The sequence below is a fragment of the Alteromonas sp. CI.11.F.A3 genome (assembly GCF_032925565.1).
In the GTDB taxonomy this organism is placed as follows: domain Bacteria; phylum Pseudomonadota; class Gammaproteobacteria; order Enterobacterales; family Alteromonadaceae; genus Alteromonas.
The window spans coordinates 2,662,231-2,682,665 of record NZ_CP136708.1 but is presented as its reverse complement, the minus strand read 5'-3'; the positions used below and the strand labels follow the sequence as shown (position 1 = coordinate 2,682,665).

At 43.6% G+C, this 20,435-nt stretch carries 17 protein-coding genes; 6 read left to right on the top strand and 11 right to left on the bottom strand.

Going from position 1 to position 20,435, the window contains the following annotated elements:
- Window positions 1-210 precede the first annotated feature (210 nt).
- Complete coding sequence (locus tag R1T43_RS11575; protein ID WP_317349014.1) at window positions 211-2,748, top strand: S9 family peptidase; 2,538 nt, start codon at window positions 211-213, stop codon at window positions 2,746-2,748.
- Window positions 2,749-2,837: 89 nt separating this feature from the next.
- On the opposite strand, the gene rrtA is transcribed toward R1T43_RS11575, so the two are convergent.
- Window positions 2,838-3,422, bottom strand: coding sequence for a rhombosortase (gene rrtA, locus R1T43_RS11570; RefSeq protein ID WP_317355789.1), 585 nt, complete (start codon window positions 3,420-3,422; stop codon window positions 2,838-2,840).
- 142 nt (window positions 3,423-3,564) lie between these two features.
- Here rrtA and R1T43_RS11565 point away from each other — a divergent pair, with 142 nt between their 5' ends.
- Together R1T43_RS11565 and ggt are read left to right on the top strand one after the other, a co-directional pair.
- Window positions 3,565-4,329, top strand: coding sequence for an enoyl-CoA hydratase (locus tag R1T43_RS11565; RefSeq protein ID WP_317349012.1), 765 nt, complete (start codon window positions 3,565-3,567; stop codon window positions 4,327-4,329).
- Window positions 4,330-4,344: 15 nt separating this feature from the next.
- The gene (ggt, locus tag R1T43_RS11560; protein ID WP_317349010.1) at window positions 4,345-6,102 is read left to right on the top strand and encodes a gamma-glutamyltransferase; all 1,758 of its coding nucleotides are present in this window, start codon (window positions 4,345-4,347) and stop codon (window positions 6,100-6,102) included.
- 134 nt (window positions 6,103-6,236) lie between these two features.
- Here ggt and R1T43_RS11555 read toward each other — a convergent pair whose 3' ends face one another.
- A complete protein-coding gene (locus R1T43_RS11555) occupies window positions 6,237-6,695 on the bottom strand; it encodes a hypothetical protein (RefSeq protein WP_317349009.1) in 459 nt (152 codons plus the stop codon).
- Window positions 6,696-7,004: 309 nt separating this feature from the next.
- The gene (gene cysK / locus R1T43_RS11550) at window positions 7,005-7,970 is read right to left on the bottom strand and encodes a cysteine synthase A (RefSeq protein WP_013784262.1); all 966 of its coding nucleotides are present in this window, start codon (window positions 7,968-7,970) and stop codon (window positions 7,005-7,007) included.
- A 201-nt stretch (window positions 7,971-8,171) separates the two neighbouring features.
- On the opposite strand from cysK, the gene R1T43_RS11545 reads away from it, so the two are divergent.
- From R1T43_RS11545 to R1T43_RS11535, 3 genes are all read left to right on the top strand, one after another.
- Complete coding sequence (locus R1T43_RS11545; protein WP_211070845.1) at window positions 8,172-9,008, top strand: AAA family ATPase; 837 nt, start codon at window positions 8,172-8,174, stop codon at window positions 9,006-9,008.
- Window positions 9,008-10,189 (top strand): hypothetical protein, encoded by a 1,182-nt coding sequence (locus tag R1T43_RS11540; protein ID WP_317349005.1) that lies wholly within the window; start codon window positions 9,008-9,010, stop codon window positions 10,187-10,189. The genes R1T43_RS11545 and R1T43_RS11540 overlap by 1 nt, the downstream gene beginning before the upstream one ends.
- 103 nt (window positions 10,190-10,292) lie before the next feature.
- Window positions 10,293-10,934 (top strand): nucleotidyltransferase family protein, encoded by a 642-nt coding sequence (locus R1T43_RS11535; protein WP_317349003.1) that lies wholly within the window; start codon window positions 10,293-10,295, stop codon window positions 10,932-10,934.
- A 24-nt stretch (window positions 10,935-10,958) separates the two neighbouring features.
- Here the strand turns inward: R1T43_RS11535 and R1T43_RS11530 are convergent, their stop codons facing one another.
- The 8 genes from R1T43_RS11530 to cmoA all read right to left on the bottom strand — a co-directional run bounded on the left by R1T43_RS11530 (window position 10,959) and on the right by cmoA (window position 20,355).
- The gene (locus R1T43_RS11530) at window positions 10,959-12,323 is read right to left on the bottom strand and encodes an MATE family efflux transporter (protein WP_317349000.1); all 1,365 of its coding nucleotides are present in this window, start codon (window positions 12,321-12,323) and stop codon (window positions 10,959-10,961) included.
- Between the two features lie 2 nt (window positions 12,324-12,325).
- Window positions 12,326-13,561 (bottom strand): gephyrin-like molybdotransferase Glp, encoded by a 1,236-nt coding sequence (gene glp / locus R1T43_RS11525; protein WP_317348999.1) that lies wholly within the window; start codon window positions 13,559-13,561, stop codon window positions 12,326-12,328.
- 166 nt (window positions 13,562-13,727) lie between these two features.
- Complete coding sequence (locus R1T43_RS11520) at window positions 13,728-15,482, bottom strand: sugar phosphorylase (protein ID WP_126873529.1); 1,755 nt, start codon at window positions 15,480-15,482, stop codon at window positions 13,728-13,730.
- A 6-nt stretch (window positions 15,483-15,488) separates the two neighbouring features.
- Window positions 15,489-16,712 (bottom strand): glycosyl transferase, encoded by a 1,224-nt coding sequence (locus R1T43_RS11515; protein ID WP_013784255.1) that lies wholly within the window; start codon window positions 16,710-16,712, stop codon window positions 15,489-15,491.
- A gap of 12 nt (window positions 16,713-16,724) precedes the next feature.
- Entirely contained in the window at window positions 16,725-17,534 is an 810-nt protein-coding gene (locus R1T43_RS11510) for an HAD-IIB family hydrolase (protein ID WP_317348993.1), read from the bottom strand.
- On the bottom strand, window positions 17,534-18,415 hold the full coding sequence (locus tag R1T43_RS11505) for a kinase (RefSeq protein ID WP_317348990.1): 882 nt from the start codon (window positions 18,413-18,415) through the stop codon (window positions 17,534-17,536). Before R1T43_RS11505 ends, R1T43_RS11510 begins: the two co-directional genes overlap by 1 nt.
- A 95-nt stretch (window positions 18,416-18,510) precedes the next feature.
- Complete coding sequence (gene cmoB, locus R1T43_RS11500) at window positions 18,511-19,494, bottom strand: tRNA 5-methoxyuridine(34)/uridine 5-oxyacetic acid(34) synthase CmoB (protein ID WP_317348988.1); 984 nt, start codon at window positions 19,492-19,494, stop codon at window positions 18,511-18,513.
- Between the two features lie 132 nt (window positions 19,495-19,626).
- On the bottom strand, window positions 19,627-20,355 hold the full coding sequence (cmoA, locus tag R1T43_RS11495; RefSeq protein ID WP_317348987.1) for a carboxy-S-adenosyl-L-methionine synthase CmoA: 729 nt from the start codon (window positions 20,353-20,355) through the stop codon (window positions 19,627-19,629).
- Window positions 20,356-20,435: the final 80 nt, after the last annotated feature.

Below are 20,435 nucleotides of genomic sequence, written 5' to 3'. Positions count from 1 at the left end.
AAGTGTGTTCCAAGTTGAGTGTGCTTGATTGCCCCGCATATTATGCGGGGCTTTTTTATGCGCGGCTTTCATTCAGAGATTTTTATTAGTGGTGTTTAAATCAGAGATTTGTCGAATTGAGTAATTTTCACCTAGGGTTTACAGCCTAATAGTCAATCACTCGATTCTCTGGGTATAATGCGGGCATAACTAAAAAATAAAGTCGTTATTATGCAGAAATTTTCCTCACTTGTTTTAGCTTCTAGTATTGCGCTCCTGCTTAGCGGATGCGCCAATACAGATTCAACTACTGAATTAAACGCTAAAAGAAGCGCCGCCCAAAGTGACACCCTTTCATCTAGGGCACCTAAAAGTATCCGTAATGAGCCCATTGCTTCCTACACTCCCGACATTGAGCAGGGCCCTGTACAGTATTCAGAAAACGGTGAGATTACCTTAAAACAAATTATGGCAGACCCTCAATGGTTAGGCCGAGCGCCGACTAATATGGGGTGGTCAATTGATGGTAGCCACATTGTTTACGAAAGAGAACAACCTAACAGCAAGCTAAAAGATGTTTATATCGCGAGTCTTGATGCGGCAGATAAAAGTGTAAAAGCACCTTTATCTCAATTACATCAATATAAATACGATGAGCGGGTAGAACGTGAAGACGGTGTCATTGCTTATCGATTTAAAGACAGCGTTTATGTGCAATTTACCAACGATGAAGTGGTACAACTTACCCGTGGTGGCAGTTTTCTCTCGTCACTATCTTTTATGACTGATGGGCGTTTAATGGCGTTAAGTGGCAATAGCGCCATTGCCATAAACCTGACTAACGGTAGCAGGGAAGAATTGGTGAGTTGGTCATTCAGTGATGCACCAGAACCCGTAGCTGCGCCAAAAGATTATATTGCCGAGCAGCAGCAATCATTAATTAAATACATTGCTAAAAAGCGTAAAAATCGTGAAGCCAAGGCGAAAGCACAAGACACCCTAGCGGCAAATAACACTAGCATTGCACCTGATGCATTTTATTTTGATAAAACCCATAAGCTGGTGGGCGTGAGTGTATCTCCGAAAGGGAATTTCGCGATTGTGGCGACTACGCCAGATACGCCTTCCCGAAATGATAGTGACATTATGCCGCACTACATTCAGGAAGATAGCCGGATCGCCAGTAAGCCTGTACGTAGAAAGGTAGCTGACGCAGAACCCATAAATCATCAGCTTTGGCTTTTAGACTTAGCAAACGGTGAAAAGTCTCTATTAAATTACTTTAGCTTACCCGGCTATAACGACGATGTATTAGCCGAAGTGAAGGCTGAAAATGCAGAAGCTAAAGGTGAGCGTTATGATGTGAACCGCTTACCAAGACCTATTACTTTGCTGTCTAGCTGGAACTGGCAAAAGCCATCTATAAGCTGGCATAAAGACGGTGAGCAAGTTGCGGTAATGGTAGAAGCGTGGGACAACAAGGATCGCTGGATTGCCACGGTAGACCTCGATAACCAACGTTTAGTGAACCAACATCGCTTACATGATGATGCATGGGTAAACTATCGCTTTAACAGCTTTGGTTGGTTTAATAACAGCGAAACCTTGTACTATCAGTCCGAACACTCAGGCTATGCGCACCTTTATACGCAAGCGTTGGGTCAAGCCCCTAAAGCATTAACACAGGGGACGTTCATTACCGATAGCCCAACGTTGTCTAATGATGACATGTGGATGTACTTTACCGCGAACAGTAAACACCCTGGTATATTTGAAGTTTATCGTGTGAAGGCTACCGGCGGCGAAGTTGAAGCGCTAACTAATCTTAACGGTTTAACAGAGTATGAACTTAGCCCAGATAACACCACATTAGTGTTGAGCCACGGTAAAGTATCTCGCCCGCCTGAGCTTTATGTTAAAGCGGTAGATAGCACGCAAGCAGCAACTAAAATTACCGATACGGTTAGCGACGCGTTTACCGCTATGCCTTGGGCAGTGCCTAACGTGGTGGCCATTCCATCTAGTCACACCGATGCGCCTATTTATGCCCGTGTTTACTTACCGAAAAATTATCAAGCAGACAAGCCGCTAAAAGCCGTAGTCTTTAATCACGGTGCAGGTTATTTGCAGAATGCCCACTTAGGGTGGTCTTTGTATTTCAGAGAATACATGTTCAATAGCATGCTAGTGCAACAAGGGTATGTGGTACTTGATATGGACTACCGTGCCTCGGCAGGTTACGGGCGAGACTGGCGTACTGCTATCTACCGGAACATGGGTACACCTGAAGTACAAGATTTACGCGATGGGGTTAATTGGTTAGTAGAAAACGCCAATGTGGATCGTAACCGAATAGGCACATACGGGGGCTCTTATGGTGGCTTCTTAACTTTCATGTCTATGTTTAACGCACCGGATCTTTTTGCGGCTGGTGCAGCGCTTCGCCCAGTAACGGATTGGGCGCATTATAACATTGGGTATACGTCTAACATCCTGAACACCCCAGATGTTGATCCTATTGCTTATGAGCGCAGTTCACCTATCTATTTTGCAGAAGGACTAGAGAAGCCACTGTTAATTAACGCCCCCATGGTTGATGACAATGTGTTCTTCCATGATACGGTTCGATTAGTTCAGCGCTTAATTGAGTTAGAAAAAGAGAACTTTGAAACGGCTATTTACCCAGTAGAGCCACATGGCTTTGTGCAACCAAGTTCTTGGTTAGACGAATACCGCCGAATCTATAAATTATTCGAAGAGAACTTGTAGTTAGTTAAGGCTGGTTATTGAGATAAAAAAACGCCCCTATACAGGGGCGTTTTTGTTTTAACCAGGAATAAACACGAGCAACTGAATATTCATCGTTTCTTAGCGGTTAACCACATAAGTGTAAAGATGATCAATCCACTTACCGCACCGAATAAGTGCGAATCAATGGCGACTTTGGCGTCAATCAGTGCAGCCACCTGCGCACTACTGCCCGATATTTGTTCATAAACCACTTTTAGCGCAACACCGCCTAGTAAAATCCAACCAGAGCGCATCTTATTCATAATATCCATTAGCGCGCCCCATACAAAAATACCGTGCAGCGCACCAGATAGCCCCGCATACCAAATCAGATCTTCAGAAAACAGATAAAGGCCGGCACTGGTGCCTAAGCTGCACCATACAAACACTTTTAAGAAACGACCAATTCGGTAGTGTTCGCCGTGTAGCGCCCATAGTAGAGTAAGCCCAGATAAATTAAGTAGCAGATGATAACCATTGGTATGCACAATATTGCCAGACAATAAGCGCCATGTTTCAAGCCCTTGAATGGCGAAACGATCGTAGGCTAACCACTCACCAGAAAGTGGTTCAAAGAAAAAAGCGACGATAGCGCAGAGCGCTAAAATAAGTGGGCCTACGCTATACTTAGGTGAGACCGGTAGTGACATCATCATTGTTATTTATTTTAGTAATCCGTGTGTGCTGGGTATGATACATAAAATTGCCAGTAGGGTGGAAAGCGTTATCGGTAAAAATGCTTTTTTCGTCGGCTTCCGCCTATATAACAATCATAAATACGAAATGAGGTGACACATGTCTCTAATTTTAATTGAAAAGAAAAACGGGATCTTAACGATCACCATCAATCGCCCAGAGAAGAAAAACGCCTTAACTCGAGAAATGTATCAGAGCATGGCTGATGCATTATTCAGTATTGAAAATGACGATAGCATTAAGACAGTGCTGTTTCGTGGTGAAGGTGATTGTTTCACTTCAGGTAACGATATCAGTGATTTTGCAGGGCGCAAAGAAGGAGATGATGTTAACGAGTCAGCCGCATTCATGCGTGGGCTAATTAACTGTAAAGTGCCGGTGGTAGCGCAAGTCCATGGCGTGGCTGTAGGTATAGGCACTACCATGCTTTTACACTGTGATTTCATCTACGCAGAGACAAACACCCGATTTGTTCTACCATTCATCAACTTAGGTCTTGTTCCTGAATTTGCGTCGAGTTATCTTCTTCCTAAAATGGCAGGTCACATAAAAGCCAGCGAGTGGTTGATGCTAGGCGAACCTTTTGGCACAGAAGATGCCTGTCAGTTTGGGTTAATTACCGGTAGCTACTCTGCCGATGAATTAAGCGAGAAAGTGGCATCAGTATGCAAAAAGCTGGTGGCAAAGCCCTCATTTGCATTGATGCAAACCAAATCACTGTTAAAGAATGATGTGGAATCTACCCATCACTATATGGATATTGAGTTCGACGTGTTTGGTCAAGCAATGGATTCAGAGGCAGCGCGAGAAGCGTTTGATGCGTTTTTGTCAAAACGTCCGATCAATTCGGAGAAATTTAAATAAAGAGGAAGTCATATTTTGAAACGTGGTTCATGGTTTAGTTCATCGTTTTTAGCCATTGCAGTTTCAAGCTGCCTGTTGGTGTCTGCAAATGCACAGCAAGTAAGAGAAGTTGGGGAGCCAGAGGCCGCCACGGGATATGTAGAGAAACAAGCCTTTGCTGCTAAAGATTACATGGTAGTCGCAGCCAACCCTTACGCTTCGTGGGCAGGTAAAAACATTTTGGCGAAAGGTGGAAGCGCCATTGATGCTGCCGTTGCAGTGCAATCAATGTTATCGCTTGTTGAACCACAGTCCTCTGGTATTGGTGGTGGTGCGTTTATATTGTATTGGGACAATAAAAACAAAGTGCTACACACCTTTGATGGCAGAGAAACCGCGCCTGCGGCCGTAAATGCTCATTGGTTTATGGAAGGTAACAAGCCGATGCGTTGGCTTGATGCTGTAGTAGGCGGAAAATCGGTAGGTGTACCTGGCGCTATTAAAGCGCTAGAAACAGCACAAAGTGAATTTGGTAACTTGCCGTGGAACACACTGTTTGACGATACCATTAAAACCGCGACCGAAGGGTTTCGCGTGTCGCCAAGACTCGCCAAGCTGATTGCCCTTGATTATCATCCAGGGTTAAAAACGTTCCCTACCAGCTCTACGTACTTCTATCCTGCAGGGCTTCCTTTGAAAGAGGGCGCGATACGCAAAAACAAGCAACTGGCTAAAACCTTAAAAGGCCTTGCGGACAACGGCACTGACTATCTTTATAAAGGCGAGTTAGCAGAAAAAATTGTTAAAACGGTGAATTCTGCGTCAATCAACCCAGGTCAAATGACGACAGAAGACTTGGCCGCCTACGAACCTATTCGACGTGAACCGGTTTGTGGCTTGTATCGTGAAAAACAGATTTGTGGCATGGCACCGCCAAGTTCGGGTGGTATTAACGTTTACCAAATTCTGAAAATGTTAGAAGGGCAGGATTTTTCTTCCTTCACGCCTGATTCTGTAGAGTTCGCCAACGTTTTCACGCAATCAAGTGCATTGGCTTACGCTGACAGAGAAAAATACATAGCGGATAGTGATTTTACCAACCTACCGTTTGCCGCCATGATTAACACTGCTTATTTACACCGCCGCGCTGAAGGTATTGCACCAGATAAGAAGTGGCGACGTGTGCGTGCGGGTAACCCATACGGCGATGCCAATATTAGTCTTGGCAGCAACATGGAGCAGCCAAATACATCGCACTTCTCTATTGTCGATAAAGAGGGCAATGCGGTGTCGATGACCACAAGTATCGAATTTATGTTTGGTTCGGGCTTGATGGTTGGAGGTTTCTTGCTAAATAACCAATTGACCGACTTCTCATTCTCACCTACACAGAATCGTTTCCCTGTACCTAACCGTGTTGAGCCAGGTAAGCGCCCTCGAAGCGCGATGAGCCCTACAATGGTATTTGACAAGGAAGGTGACTTAGAAGTGGTAGTAGGCTCTCCTGGTGGCTCTCGTATTGTAAGTTACGTGGCTCAAACGTTAGTAGGTGTGTTGGATTTTGGATTAGACATACAACAGGCTATTAATTTGCCTAAAATCACCAACCGAAATGATTACACCGCCCTTGAAAAGGGAACGCCTATTGCTGAGCTTGAAGCGCCGTTAAAAGCGTTAGGGCATAATGTAAAGGTTGTCGACCTAAACAGTGGTTTACACGGTATTCAAATTAAGTCGGGTAAGATTATTGGCGGTGCCGATCCAAGACGTGAAGGCGTTGCGGTAGGGCGTTAAGCTAGTTAGTCTAAGCTACTAAATCAAGCTACTAAATCAAGCTGCTAAATTCATGCTACGCGTTAGCACTATATTAGCACTGTAGCTAAATACTAAAAGGCTGTTCGAATCATACATTCGAACAGCCTTTTTTATTACATAAAATGGTCTGGGTGAATTTGAGATACTTTCCACATACCATCTTCTTTAATGAGATCTAAACTGCGCAAGTCTTCAATTTTATTGTCATCGTACATCCCACTTAAAAACACGGTAACCGTTGCCTTCTCTGAGAACTCAGAGCGTCCAACACTGTTACCGCTTTGCGGGGTAATAATCACAGTGTCGTATTTTAAATTTAATAGATGACGCTGTACGTTTCTGTTGCTGTGGTAATTGGTCAGAATTCTAGCCAATCGATCGGACGACAGGCTAATTGCAACATCAAGATTATCATCTTCATAAACGCTTTTTAGAAATGTCACTGCCGAATACTCTGGTGTACTGTCGGCTAGCATACCGTAGCGACCCATTCCTTCTTCTTTTTCTTCACATCCTGCTAAACAAAGCACGCTAAGCAAAACGGCATACAAACCAAAACGAAAAGAACGCATTAATGAAAACCCCAAAATAAGATAAAGGAAAATGATCGCACATATTATCGTGACTCATCCGATGAGACGCAAGCCAATAAGTCTTAATCTTTCGAATAACATTCACTAATTTCTTCAACGAATCTCTTAAATTACAGCCTTTAGATAAAGATAGTTGAGATGAAAGGTTTTGAGTTCTTTTTTGCTAAAAACAAAAGTATAACGATGACTAACGCTATGCCTTTATAGGGTATCTTAAAACAAAAAACGAGGCCGAAGCCTCGTTTTGTTATTTTACTCGTACCCGCGTAACGGGGGTGGTAAAGCTAATTATTGTGTTTCTTCTTGGTCGCCAAATGCGCCCGCAAATAATGGGCTACTTAGGTAACGCTCGGTACCACTGGCTAGTAGTACAACTACAATCTTGTCTTTATTCTCTGGACGCTCAGCAAAGCGTTTTGCTGCCACTACTGCTGCACCAGAAGAAATACCGGCAAGAATACCTTCTTCGGTCATCAAGCGGTGAGCCATCTCCATACATTCATCGTTGGTTACTTGCTCAACTTCGTCAATCAAGCTTAAGTCCAAGTTACCTGGAATGAAGCCTGCACCAATACCTTGAATTTTGTGTGGCCCAGGTGTTAGTTCTTCACCATTCATGGCTTGGGTAATAACCGGCGAGTCAGTAGGCTCTACCGCAATAGAGGTAATAGCTTTACCTTGGGTGTTTTTAAGGTAACGGCTAACACCAGTAATGGTTCCGCCTGTACCTACGCCTGCTACGAATGCATCTACTTTACCGTCGGTGTCATTCCAAATTTCAGGACCTGTGGTCTTTTCGTGAATAGCAGGGTTAGCTGGGTTATCGAACTGCTGAAGTAACACGTACTTTTCAGGATCAGATGCCACAATTTCTTGTGCTGCGGCAACCGCACCCTTCATGCCTTTTGGCGCTTCCGTTAATACTAAGCTTGCACCAAGGGCTTTTAATAGCTTTCTGCGCTCTAAGCTCATGCTGCTAGGCATGGTAAGCGTTAGTTTGTAACCACGTGATGCTGCAACAAACGCAAGGGCAATACCTGTGTTACCACTGGTAGGCTCTACAATTTCTTTACCTTGGGTAAGCACGCCACGTTTTTCTGCGTCCCAAATCATATTGGCGCCAATACGACATTTAACGCTAAAGCTAGGGTTACGAGACTCTACCTTTGCGTAAACATTACCAGAAGTAACGCGGTTTAATTTAACTAGAGGCGTGCGGCCAATAGAAAGAGAGTTGTCGTCAAATACTTGCATTATTAATCCTTACCTAGTTAGGAAATCCCAGCAGTCGTGATCTGTACGACCTTTATAATAGTTAATAATTCATAGCCTGAATTAGGGGATTTCGTCATACCCCTATATCATTGGTCCCAAACGTGAAAATGCAAAGTGCTTTTTCGCTATATGTTATTGTTATTTTACATGACGAATCAGAACGAAAGAGGTAAAACCAGAATGGCTTTTAGTGGAACGTCGAATTATATCGCTACAAAAGATTTGCAACTTGCCGTGAATGCCGCCATTACGCTAGAGCGTCCACTGCTTATCAAAGGTGAGCCGGGCACCGGTAAAACCATGTTGGCAGAGGAATTAGCAGAGAGTCTTGGTACCGAATTAATTCAGTGGCACATCAAATCTACTACAAAAGCACAACAAGGCTTGTACGAATACGATGCCGTATCTCGTCTTCGTGATTCACAGCTAGGCGACGATCGTGTCCACGACATTGGCAATTATATTGTTAAAGGAAAATTGTGGCAGGCATTTGAGGCGGGCAATCGTCCTATTCTATTAATTGATGAAATAGATAAAGCGGATATTGAGTTTCCAAACGACTTATTGCTTGAGCTCGATAAGATGGAATTCTTTGTTTATGAGACTCAAGAGCGCGTAGTGGCCAAAGTACGCCCCATCGTAATTATCACATCAAATAATGAAAAAGAGCTGCCAGACGCCTTCCTACGTCGTTGTTTCTTCCATTATATTAAATTTCCTACCCCTGAAGAAATGCAGCAAATCGTAGATGTGCATTTCCCTGACTTAAAGAAAAAGCTGCTTGATGAAGCATTAAAAGCTTTCTTTGAGATTAGAGACGTACCTGGGCTTAAGAAAAAACCGTCTACATCAGAACTTATCGACTGGTTGAAACTGCTGGTGGCTGAAGACATTCCACCTGAAGCTTTGCAATCTAAAGACGGTAAAGCCGCAATTCCACCACTTTATGGTGCATTACTTAAAAACGAGCAAGATATTCACTTGTTCGAAAAATTGGTATTTATGGCGCGCCGCTAATGCTTATTCAATTCTTTTTCACGCTGCGAAAATATCAAGTAAAGGTAAGCTTGCGAGAGCTACTTGATTTACTCCACGCCTTGGAAAAGCATATTGTTTATGCAGATTTAGAAGGCTTCTATAGTTTGTCTCGAACCATTATGGTGAAGGACGAATCTCAATACGATAAATTCGACCGGGCATTTGCCGATTATTTTGAAGGGGTGGAATCTATCGATTTATTCGGTAAAGAAATCCCCGAAGAATGGTTACGTAAGCAAATCGAGAAAACCTTAAGTGCAGAAGAGCGTGAAGCACTGCGACAGTCTGGCGGTCTAGAAGCCTTAATGGATACCCTTAAAAAGCGCCTTGAAGAGCAAGAAAAGCGACATCAAGGTGGCAACAAGTGGGTTGGTACGGGGGGAACGTCTCCCTTTGGCGCGTATGGCGACAACCCTGAAGGTATTCGTATTGGTCAAAAAGGCAACCGTCGTAACTCTGCGGTAAAGGTATGGGATAAGCGCGAGTTTAAAAACTTATCTGCCGATGTTGAGCTAGGCACAAGAAATATTAAAGTGGCTTTGCGTAAATTACGTAAGTTCGCCAGAACCGGTGCCAGTGAAGAACTTGATGTGGCCACCACTATTGGTGAAACGGCCAAAAAAGGGGGCATGTTAGATATTCACATGTCACCCGAGCGTCATAACGCGGTAAAGGTGTTAATGTTTTTTGATGTGGGCGGCTCTATGGATCCTCACGTCAAAACTACCCAAGAGCTCTTCTCCGCAGTGCAGAGTGAGTTTAAATACCTTGAGTACTTCTATTTTCATAACTGCGTGTATGAAGAAGTATGGAAAGATAACCTGCGCCGTGAAAAAGAGCGGGTATCGGTTCACGATATAATTCACCGTTACGGTAAAGACTATAAAGTCATCTTTGTTGGCGATGCCACCATGGGGCCTTATGAGATTACCTATCCTGGTGGAAGTGTAGAACATTGGAACGAAGAGCCAGGTAGTGCGTGGCTAGGCCGTATACTGAACCACTTTAATAAAGCGGTATGGTTAAACCCACAAGCTGAGAACTATTGGCCTTATTATTCGTCTATTTCAATTATTAAAGAGATTGTTGAAGACAGAATGTACGGGCTCACCCTTGAAGGGCTAACCCAAGCCATTAATGCGCTTAGCCGTTCACGTTAGAGCATGTTTCGTTTCGAAAGCATGTATAACGAGTACTGATGAATACGGTTAATACAGTGAATGCGGCAAATACGGCAACAACCCTAAATTAACACGAGTAAGCATGATTAAGATTGCAAGCATACTGCTGGCGGGTGGGGAAAGTAAGCGTTACGGCAGTAACAAGTTACTTTCCCCGCATTATCATGGATTGCCGTTAATCCAATACTCATTAGGGCAGTTACAAGCACTTCACCTTGATGCTACTTATGTGGTTACTGGCCGTTGGCACAGCGATATTGCTGATTTAATTACGATAAATGCAGTGCCAGAAAGCAATAGGATTAAGGTGTGTTACAACCCGTCATGGCATGAAGGCATCGCTTCTAGTATTCGCAGTGGAGTTAGCAATGCTATGCAAGCAAACGACAACCAGTACACCCACGTGTTGGTGCACTTAGCAGACTTAGCCAGTGTCACCACCGCCACACTGCAAGCATTGCTCAGCGAAATACCATCAAACCCCAATCACATCATTTACAGTCAGTGGCAGAATCGTCGAGGTGAAATAAAAGCAACAGTGCCTGCTATTTTCCCCAAAGCGGCATTCGATAGCATGCTTGCGTTAAGCGGTGATAAAGGCGCAAAGAAAGTGATAGAAGATTGGAAAAATAAAGGGCAGGCCATTGGGGTGAATCATCCCGAGTCTGCATTTGATATTGATGCGCCTAGTGATTGGGAAGCCTATCGGAACACAAACGTGTAACCGATAGGCATAGCATCTCTTAAATTAGGTGGCGTAGCGGTAGCTTGGTCGCTGAATATAATAAAGTCTTGCGCCTAGCATAATGGCAGCTGCACTTAACCCCACAATAAATCCAATCCAAAAGCCGCCAGCAGACATAGGCTCTGCCGTTATCCAATTAGTTCGACCCAATATTACGCCGGTGGGCAGTCCAATTAACCAATAAGACACAAACGTAATGATAAACATGGCAGTCGTATCTTTATAACCACGAAGGGCATTCGCCGATATAACTTGAATAGCGTCTGAAAGCTGGAAAATAGCTGCATAAATAAGTAGCGCATTAGCCATTTGGTACACCGCATCATCGCTGGTATAAAGTCCAATAATGAACGCTTTGGCACTCAGCGTGAAGGTTGCAGTACACGCCGCCGTAACAAGCCCAATTAAAATTGAGCACTGGGCCGCAATTTTAGCCTGCCGTCTATTGTTTTGACCAATGCGATAACCAATTCGAATCGACGCTGCCATACCAATACTCATGGGTATCATAAACATGAGTGCTGAGAAATTAAGGGCTACTTGGTGTGCGGCAACGGTGGTTGAACCGAAAGGCGCTAGCAGCAATGCCACTACCGCAAACAAGGTCACTTCAAACAGCAATGTCATGGCGATAGGAAGGCCAAGCTTAAAGGTACGCTTTATGGCCACTACAGACGGCTTGTAGTACGTATCAAACAGTTGGTATTTTTTGAGTGCTGGGCTAAATCGTACGTAAATGAAAGTAGCAATTAGCATGGTATAAATCACAATGGCTGTTGCGACACCACAACCTGCGCCACCAAAAGCGGGAATAGGGCCCACGCCGTAAATAAACAGGTAGTTACCTATAATATTAGCCATTAAACCAATAACAGTAATTAACATGGTGGGCTTAGTTTTTCCTAACCCTTCACAGTAGTTTCGTAGCCACTGATAAAGTGCAAAACCTGGCATGGCACACAGCACATAAACGACATAATCTACGGTAATAGTATGAAGCTCATCTGCCATAGGGAATAGCGATACGATGTTGCTGGCAAAGGGAATAAGGGCGGCCACCGCTAAACCAACGAAACACACTAAGTAGCCTGCTTGTTGGCTGGCATTAGCAATGCCGGTTATGTCTTTTGTACCTTGAAGCCTTGAAATAATCGGTGGTAAGGCAAGTGCAATACCTTGTATAAAGCATAATAAGGGAACGGTAATACTAAAACCCAGAGCCACTGCAGCCATATCAGTGGCACTATAACGCCCCGCCATAATCGTATCGCTTACGCCCATCAGCATTTGGGTGATTTGCGCAATTAGTAATGGCCAAGCCAGCTTTATTATATCTCTACCTTCAAGTAGATAACGTTTGTTCTTCAAGGTTACAAATCCGATTCAGGTGAAAGTAAATCAAAAGGGATAACAGGCAAAGTGGTGCCTTTTTCAACATGACTGATGTCTTCGTGAATCATCATTAAACAATTTGCTGCGGTGATAGATGTCATTACACCAGAGCTTTGTGTGCGAAACGGCGTGACGAGAAGATTGAAGTTTTCATCGTAGGTCATGGTAGCGCGCTGAAAATCTCGTCGGCCAGCACGACGTTTAATGTCACAAGTTACTGTGGCATTAACAGTTAGCGGCTTACGAACGTGGCGTTCACCCTGCATTTTTCTAATTAACGGCGTAACAAGAAGTTTAGCGGTTACAAAGGCAGAAACAGGATTGCCAGGCAAACCACAAAATAAGGTGTTACCAATATGGCCTAGAGCGAAAGGTTTGCCTGGCTTTATGGCGACTTTCCAAAAATCGATGCTGCCCAAAGCGTCTATCACATCTTTCACGTAATCGGCATCGCCAACAGACACGCCGCCACTACTTACCATCACATCTACTCGCTCGCTTGCTTCTTTAAACAGGCTGGTGAGTGATTGTTCGTCATCTTTTACAATGCCGAAATCAATGATTTCTACCCCTAACTCTGAGAGCAAGGCGCTAACACCAATTCGGTTCGATTCATAGATTTGAGTGGGTAAACAAGGCTCGCCGGGCTGAGCCAGTTCAGAGCCTGTGGCGACCACGCCCACCTTAACTTGTTTCACTACTTCTACCGTAGTTAGGCCTTGTGAAGACAACAACATAAGGTGCTGTGGCTGTAATCGAACGCCTTGATTTACCAGTGACTGTCCAATTTTAATATCCGCTTCTTTGTTGCGAATATTTTCACCACAAGCGTGTTGCTTATTAATACTTACTTGATTGCCTTCAGTAGACGTATTTTCTACCATGACTACAGCATCCGCACCTGGAGGTACTGGCGCGCCCGTCATTATCTTAATTGCGTGACCGGGTTTTAATGGTTCGTCTGCGGCCATACCAGCGGTAATCGTGCCCTGAATAGGCATAAGCGTATCTGGTTGACTACTAGCTGCATTGATAGCGAAGCCATCCATTGCAGAGTTATCCCACGGGGGCACAGAGAGTGTAGCGTGTACTTCAGAGGCAGTAATTCTTCCTAGGGCGCGGCTCAACGCAATGGTTTCAGATTCACCTAAGGTGCTAGTTGCATCAATCGCTTTTTCTAATGCGTGTTCTAACGATAACCATTTTGAAGACATGAAAACCACTCCCTAATTTGAGGGTGGGGATTATCACCTAAATCAGTCAATAAACCAATGTATTAGGCAATGACGATAAGGACATTATAACAAAAACGGCGCTAAATGCGCCGTTTGGAAGAGGTGAATGGAAAGCTCAAGAAACTAATGTTACTCAAAGACTCGGTTACTCAAAGTCTTGGTTGCTTATCCAAAGCGTTTGATAGGGTTTCAATTGCAAAAAGGCATCCGACAAAGCAATTTGTTGGCGAGTCACAAGATCTATCCAGTTATCAGTACCAATTAAGTTGATATCTGATAGTAAAATAGTTTGCTCTTCATCTGACACATTACTAATACAGAAGATACTTTGCTTTCTGTCTAAGCTTTGGCGCCAGTAACCGAAAATACTTTCATTAAGCTGCAATGTAAACTGTGTGGCATTCGGGTGGAATGCAGGCTGCGCTTTACGAATTCGAATTAATTGAGACAATCGCGTCAACACTTTATGGTGCTGAGAGTAGGGCGAATCAAGCAGAGCTTCAAGCTCTTTGAAATCCCAACGTCTGCGGTTAATCGAGCGATTTTGGCCTGTATTTGCGACTTTTTCATAGTCGTTAGACGTACCCAATAAACTATGAATATAAATGCCTGGAATACCTTCCATTCCCAGCATAATGGCATGTGCACAGATGAATCTGTCTATTTGCCATTTATCAGGGCCTTTTGTCGTTCCCTGTAACGCATCAAATAACGTAATGTTTATTTCATAAGGCTTTTGTTGCCCATGATCAGACGCGCGCCACGAAATCTTGCCACCAAAGTTTTGCATGGTATGCACAAGTTCTGAAATTTCTTCATCATCTAACAACCCTTCGGCAGGGCGAAGGCCAATCCCATCGTGGGATGCAATGAAGTTAAAGTATGCCGTACCATTTTGCGCAGGTGGCATGCTCATCATCCAACTTTTTAAGTACTTACAATTACCGGTCACTAAGGTGTTTACCAATAATGGCGGTAATGAAAAGTTATAAATAGCATGGGCTTCATTGGCATTACCGAAATAGGTCAAATTTTCCCGGTTAGGAATATTGGTTTCTGTAATGATAATAATAGAAGGGTCGACATGTTCAATCAGCGTACGAATTAACCGAATGACCTCATGAGTCTGAGGAAGGTTAATACAGTTAGTCCCAACAATTTTCCACAAAAACGCCACAGCGTCTAAACGGAATATTTTTGCGCCCTTATCGATATACAAACGAATGATATCAATGAAAGTAAGAAGTACCTTAGGGTTCCTGAAATCAAAATCGACTTGGTCGTGACTGAAAGTACACCAGACGTGTTTAGTACCATCTTTAGTTTCTGTTTCACGCAATAGTGGAGAAACCCTTGGACGAGTAACGATAGATAAATCGTCCGCTGGATCCCCGGTAAAAAAGAAATCTGAACCTGGGCCTTCACCTTTAATGAAATTATCGAACCACACGCTTCGTGCTGAACAATGGTTAATAACCAAATCGGTCATTAATCCATAGTCTTTGGCGATAGCTTCAATATCATCCCAACTGCCCAAGGCTTCATTCACACTCGAATAGTCGATAACCGAAAAGCCATCGTCTGAGCTGTATGGAAAGAAAGGCAATATATGCACATTATTGATGGTGTTCTTACTATAACGATTTAAAAAGCGATTAAGGGTAACGAGCGGTCGCTCGTCGCCATCAATAACGCTATCGCCATAGGTGATCATGATGATGTCTTCCTCGTCCCAATAATTAGAATGGGATTGAGGAAGCGAAACATCTTCATCAGGCTTAATGCCCATAGTCTCCATTAAAGACATGGTTAAGCTTTCTAATGAATGCTCAAGGGGCACGTCCGCATAGATATATTCTAGATGGTGCTTCACTTTGTCATGGAGTACTTGCCATGTCATTGTCTATTACTCCATAAATTCTGCGGTGTCAGCTTCAACGGCCTCCAGCAAGCGCTCGAGAATATCTGGCACAGCGCTGGTTACTCGGTTCCAACTTGGAATGAAAGGGGTTTCCATTGGGTTTTCTAAGAAGTTCTGACCAGCTTTCATAATGTTACTGGCAAACATTTCAACGGCTTTTTCTTCACTGTGAATATCAAGAGTAAGACCGTTCATTACTGCATCGTTGTGATAGGTCTCAATGAAGTCTAGCGCAATTCTAAAATAGGTCGCTTTGATAGAGCGGAACATCTCGTTACTAAAGGTATAACCTTGAGTAGCAAGTTTTCTAAAGATGGCTTTAGTAATGTCGATAGACATTTTAGATAAGCCACCATGTTCATCATTAAGCGACAAATCTTGGTGTTTGTGATCATAAATATCACAAATGTCGGCTTGGCAAAGACGATTGTGTGAATAGTTGCGATGCATTTCAGACAACACGCCAATTTCTAGGCCCCAGTCACTTGGAATGCGAATATCGTTTAGCACGTCGCGGCGGAACGAAAACTCACCGGCTAATGGATAGCGGAAGCTGTCCATAAACTCAAGGTACTCGTTATCACCCATAATGCGCTTAAGTGCACGTAATAATGGCGTTACTAATAAGCGAGATACTCGGCCATTAATTTTACCGTTCGCTACACGGGCGTAATAACCCTTACAGAACTCATAGTTAAAGTTAGGGTTCGCGACTGGGTAAATAAGCTTCGCCAACAAGTCTTTGTTGTAAGTCACAATATCGCAATCATGCAGAGCAACAGACTCTGCACGATTGGATGCCAATACATAGCCCATGCAATACCAAACATTACGGCCTTTACCTAATTCTTTAGGGGCAAGACCTTTTGATTGTAGTTCTTCATCAAGGGCTTTCAAGCGAGGGCCGTCGTTCCACAGTACGCGATGATGCTGAGGAAGTTTGTCGAAGAACTTAAGCGCATGTTTGTACTGCGCCATATCGGCTCTATCCAAGCCAATGACGATTTCAGATAAATAGGGTACGCCTGTTAATTCATCAACAATATGAGGTAAGGCATCACCTTCTAGTTCTGAAAAAAGAGACGGCAAAATTAGCGCCATGGGGCGTTTCTGCGAAAAGCGGAGTAATTCGGCTTCTAGTTCCTCTGTTGGTCTACGAGAAAGATTATGTAAAGTTGTAACCACACCGTTTTGATAAAAATCAGCCATGTGTCCTCCTGATTATAGGGATAGCAATTGAGTTAGCATTTCGTTCCAGCCTTCTGGGCCATGCAACGTGCTGGTATAAACCTCGTCTTTTTTAACGGAAGGCGGAGGATTTACCGGAGATAAAATTCGTATTGCGATATGTGCTGCTTCAAGCATAGCAATATCGTTTTTTCCATCGCCAAGGGCGACGGTTTTAACATGACATTCATGTTGTCTTTGGTATTCAGCCGCTAGCCATTTAAGCGCTTGGCCTTTGTCGCAATTGCCAGATACATGGATAAATCGCCCGCCTTCTAGAGGATAAGCGCCACGCTCTTTCACTGCCGCGATAAATTTTTGTTTGTTTTCATCAGAACCTGTCCAAAGTACAGGTTCGCCAAATTGACGTTTAGCTGCTAGTGCAGCAGACGCTTCATCTAAGCCAGTACTGCTTTGAATTTCTTCTAAACTCATTTGCGAAAACTGTTTGAACTCACTTTCAAAATCCGCTTTGATTTTATCCAGCAGTTTAATCCAGTAGTTTTTATTAGATATAAAAGATTTACACCAATAGCCATCTACCCATACGGTCCCACTAGGTTTCTTTTTGAAAAAGCCATGTGGAATAAATATCGCTGCACCGTTTTCAATGATAAATGGTCCAGTAAGACCAATTTTTTCTCGTAAAGGCTGTAGCTCGGCAAAGGTTTTACTGGTGGTTGGAATAACGGGTATATCTCGTGACTCTAACGCTGTTAAAGCAGGTTTCGCCGCCTCAAAGGAGTAAGTATGGTGGTCTAACAGCGTGCCGTCCATATCGGTGAAAACGAGCGTTCTTGTCATTATTTTACTTCCTCGCCTGTTATAGTTCTTGTTTCATCTAGCGAATACACAGTGTCACAATTTATTGGCAATGTTTTAAGTGCATGCTCGGTGAGTCGTTGGTAATTCTGAATAAACTGCGCGACTTGTTCATCGGACATTACCCCTGTAGAAGCACCCTGGGTTGCTACAGCAAGTTTATGTTCTTGCTCTAACCGCCAGCGATAAACACATTCAAACGAGGGGGCTTTTAACATAACCCGATAATCGATTTGATCAAACAAGCTTTGGTAGTCATTTGATAATTCAGTATTAACAAACGAACGCCAAATACCAAGTGGATCTTGGTTTTCTTCTAAACTATTTATGGGTTGCTTTAAATCGGTAGCATTTTGTGGCGTCACACCAACACACCATCCTTCCAAAATAATGATATCTGGTGGCGCAGAAATAACGGGCCACTGATTAACAGGGAAGGGGTCGTCTATGGCTTTGTTGAAACGGGGAAGGGCAACTTGACCACTGCCTTTAAGCTGCTTAAACGTATCAAGCGCTAAAGGCATATTGTGTGTACCTGGGACACCTCTGGTTGCAAGAAGCGGGTGAACTTTTATCGACAGCGCATTTCGCTGCGACTTATCTAAATAAAAGTCGTCAATAGAAAGGCAAACCACTTTTTTGGCGTAAATGCTGGTTAAATACGCACTAATAAAATCAGTAAGCGTAGATTTTCCCGAACCTTGGCAGCCGTTAATTCCGACCACCAATGGGGCTTTGCTTGAATTCTCCGCACTCTCTTGGTGCTTAACTAACCGTTCGCATAATGGAATGAACCATTTTTGTGCAGTGTCCGCATACGTACTTGGTAGCTGATGTGTCTTTAAAAACCCATGTATGTCCATGTTGCAACCCTATTAAATGCAGAATACGTACATCATGGGGAATATAGGTTACAACATTTATGCCAACATCACGGTTGCATTACATAGGGCTGAACTTATTTACGATTCGCGACAATCACGGCTCGTTGTGGTGCAGGATACCCCTCAATGGTGCGAGTAATATCTTCAGGGTCGAGAAAATCTTTCAATGACTGGCCTTCAATCCACTCAGTAGCACGTTGTTCATCCAGTGTGGTGAAGTTTTTATCAACGACGCGAATGTTTTCAAACCCAAGTCGCTCTAGCCATACTGTTAATGCATCTGTGCTGGGCAAAAACCACACGTTGCGCATTTGTGCATAGCGTTCGCCCGCCATTAATACGGTTTGCGCATCGCCATCTACCACCAAGGTTTCTAATACTAGCTCTCCACCTTTTCGCAGTTGATGTTTCAGCTGGGTAAGAAACTGAATAGGATCTTTGCGATGATACAGGACGCCCATAGAAAAAACGGTATCAAACGCGTTCAACGGCTGCATCTGCTCAATACCTAGTGGTAAGAAGTGAATGCGATTGTCAGGTATAAAGTGTTTGATAGCCTGAAATTGAATGAGAAAAAGCTGGGTGGGGTCAATACCTACCACGCGAGACGCATCATTCCCTAGCATGCGCCACATGTGGTAGCCGCTACCGCAACCCACATCTAATACGGTTCTATCTTTAAGCGGCGATATATGCGGGGCAACCCTGTCCCATTTCCAATCTGAACGCCATTCGGTATTAACGTGAATGTCGTGTATATGGAAAGGGCCTTTGCGCCACGGCATAAACTGTTGCAGTAAGCCTAAGATTTTCTTTTGGGTATATTGGTCTATATCATCCGCTGTACCCACTCGAACTTCATCAACAAGCGTCGTGGACGACGGTGTCGTCGTTGGGATTTTTGCAAGTAGGCGACACCATTTGTCGAATTCACCGTGTTTTTGACTCTTTTGCCATTCATCCATTTGCGCGGGCAGTGTTTGTAGCCAATGGGCTAATGGCGTATCTAAAATAGATTTATAGCAGTCGTTAAACCACGCTGATTCTGGTTTCGTCATATTCTTCTCGGTGTTCTTCATTGTGAGTCACAGTGTTTTAAACTGTGACTCACACTATTCTTAATGCTAAATCACGGGATGCTAATTATAAGTGTTCGTAGGGTATTAATACCCACTTAACCGCACTGCCAACTACTTTATTGCAACTAGCGACGTAAAGTTAAAGCACTTAAACCACATCACCACATCTTTAAAGCCAACGGATTTTAATCGGGTTTCGTGTTCGCTGAAGGTATCGGTGAGCATTACGTTCTCAATGGCGGCCCGTTTTTGGCTTACTTCTAATTCACTATAACCATTGTCACGCTTAAATTGGTGGTGCAGGTCTATCAATAGTTCGTTGCCAGCCATGGTGGGGTGTTTAATTTTTTCTGAAAGAATTAACACGCCACCTTCGTTCAAACCATCGTAAATTTGTTTTAATAGTGCTTCTCTATCGGCAGGCGGAATGAATTGTAATGTGAAATTCATGACGACCATAGAAGCGTTTTCTATTTGGGTATCTTGGGCATTTTGCTGAACAATGGTAATTGGGTTTGGTAGATTGAAGGCTTGAACCATTCTTCTACAACGGTCAACCATGGCATCCGAACTGTCTATACCAATTATTTCACACGGCACATCTTGAGTGGCCCGTGCAATTGAAAAACTTGCTGCACCCAGTGAACAACCAAGGTCATACACCCTCGTATTTGGTTGTACTTTTGTTTTGGCCAATTCGCCAATAGTATGAACAATAGTTTCATAACCTGGCACCGAGCGTTGGATCATATCGGGAAAAACGTCAACTACTGACTCATCGAAGGTAAAATCTGCTACCTTTTTAAGAGGGTTTGCATAAAGTCTGTCGTGTTTTTGCACAAAATGTACTCAGCTAGCGGGAATTTGGTCGGCAATTTTACCCTCACAAACAGAAATGCCAATGGAAAACATTAAAAAAA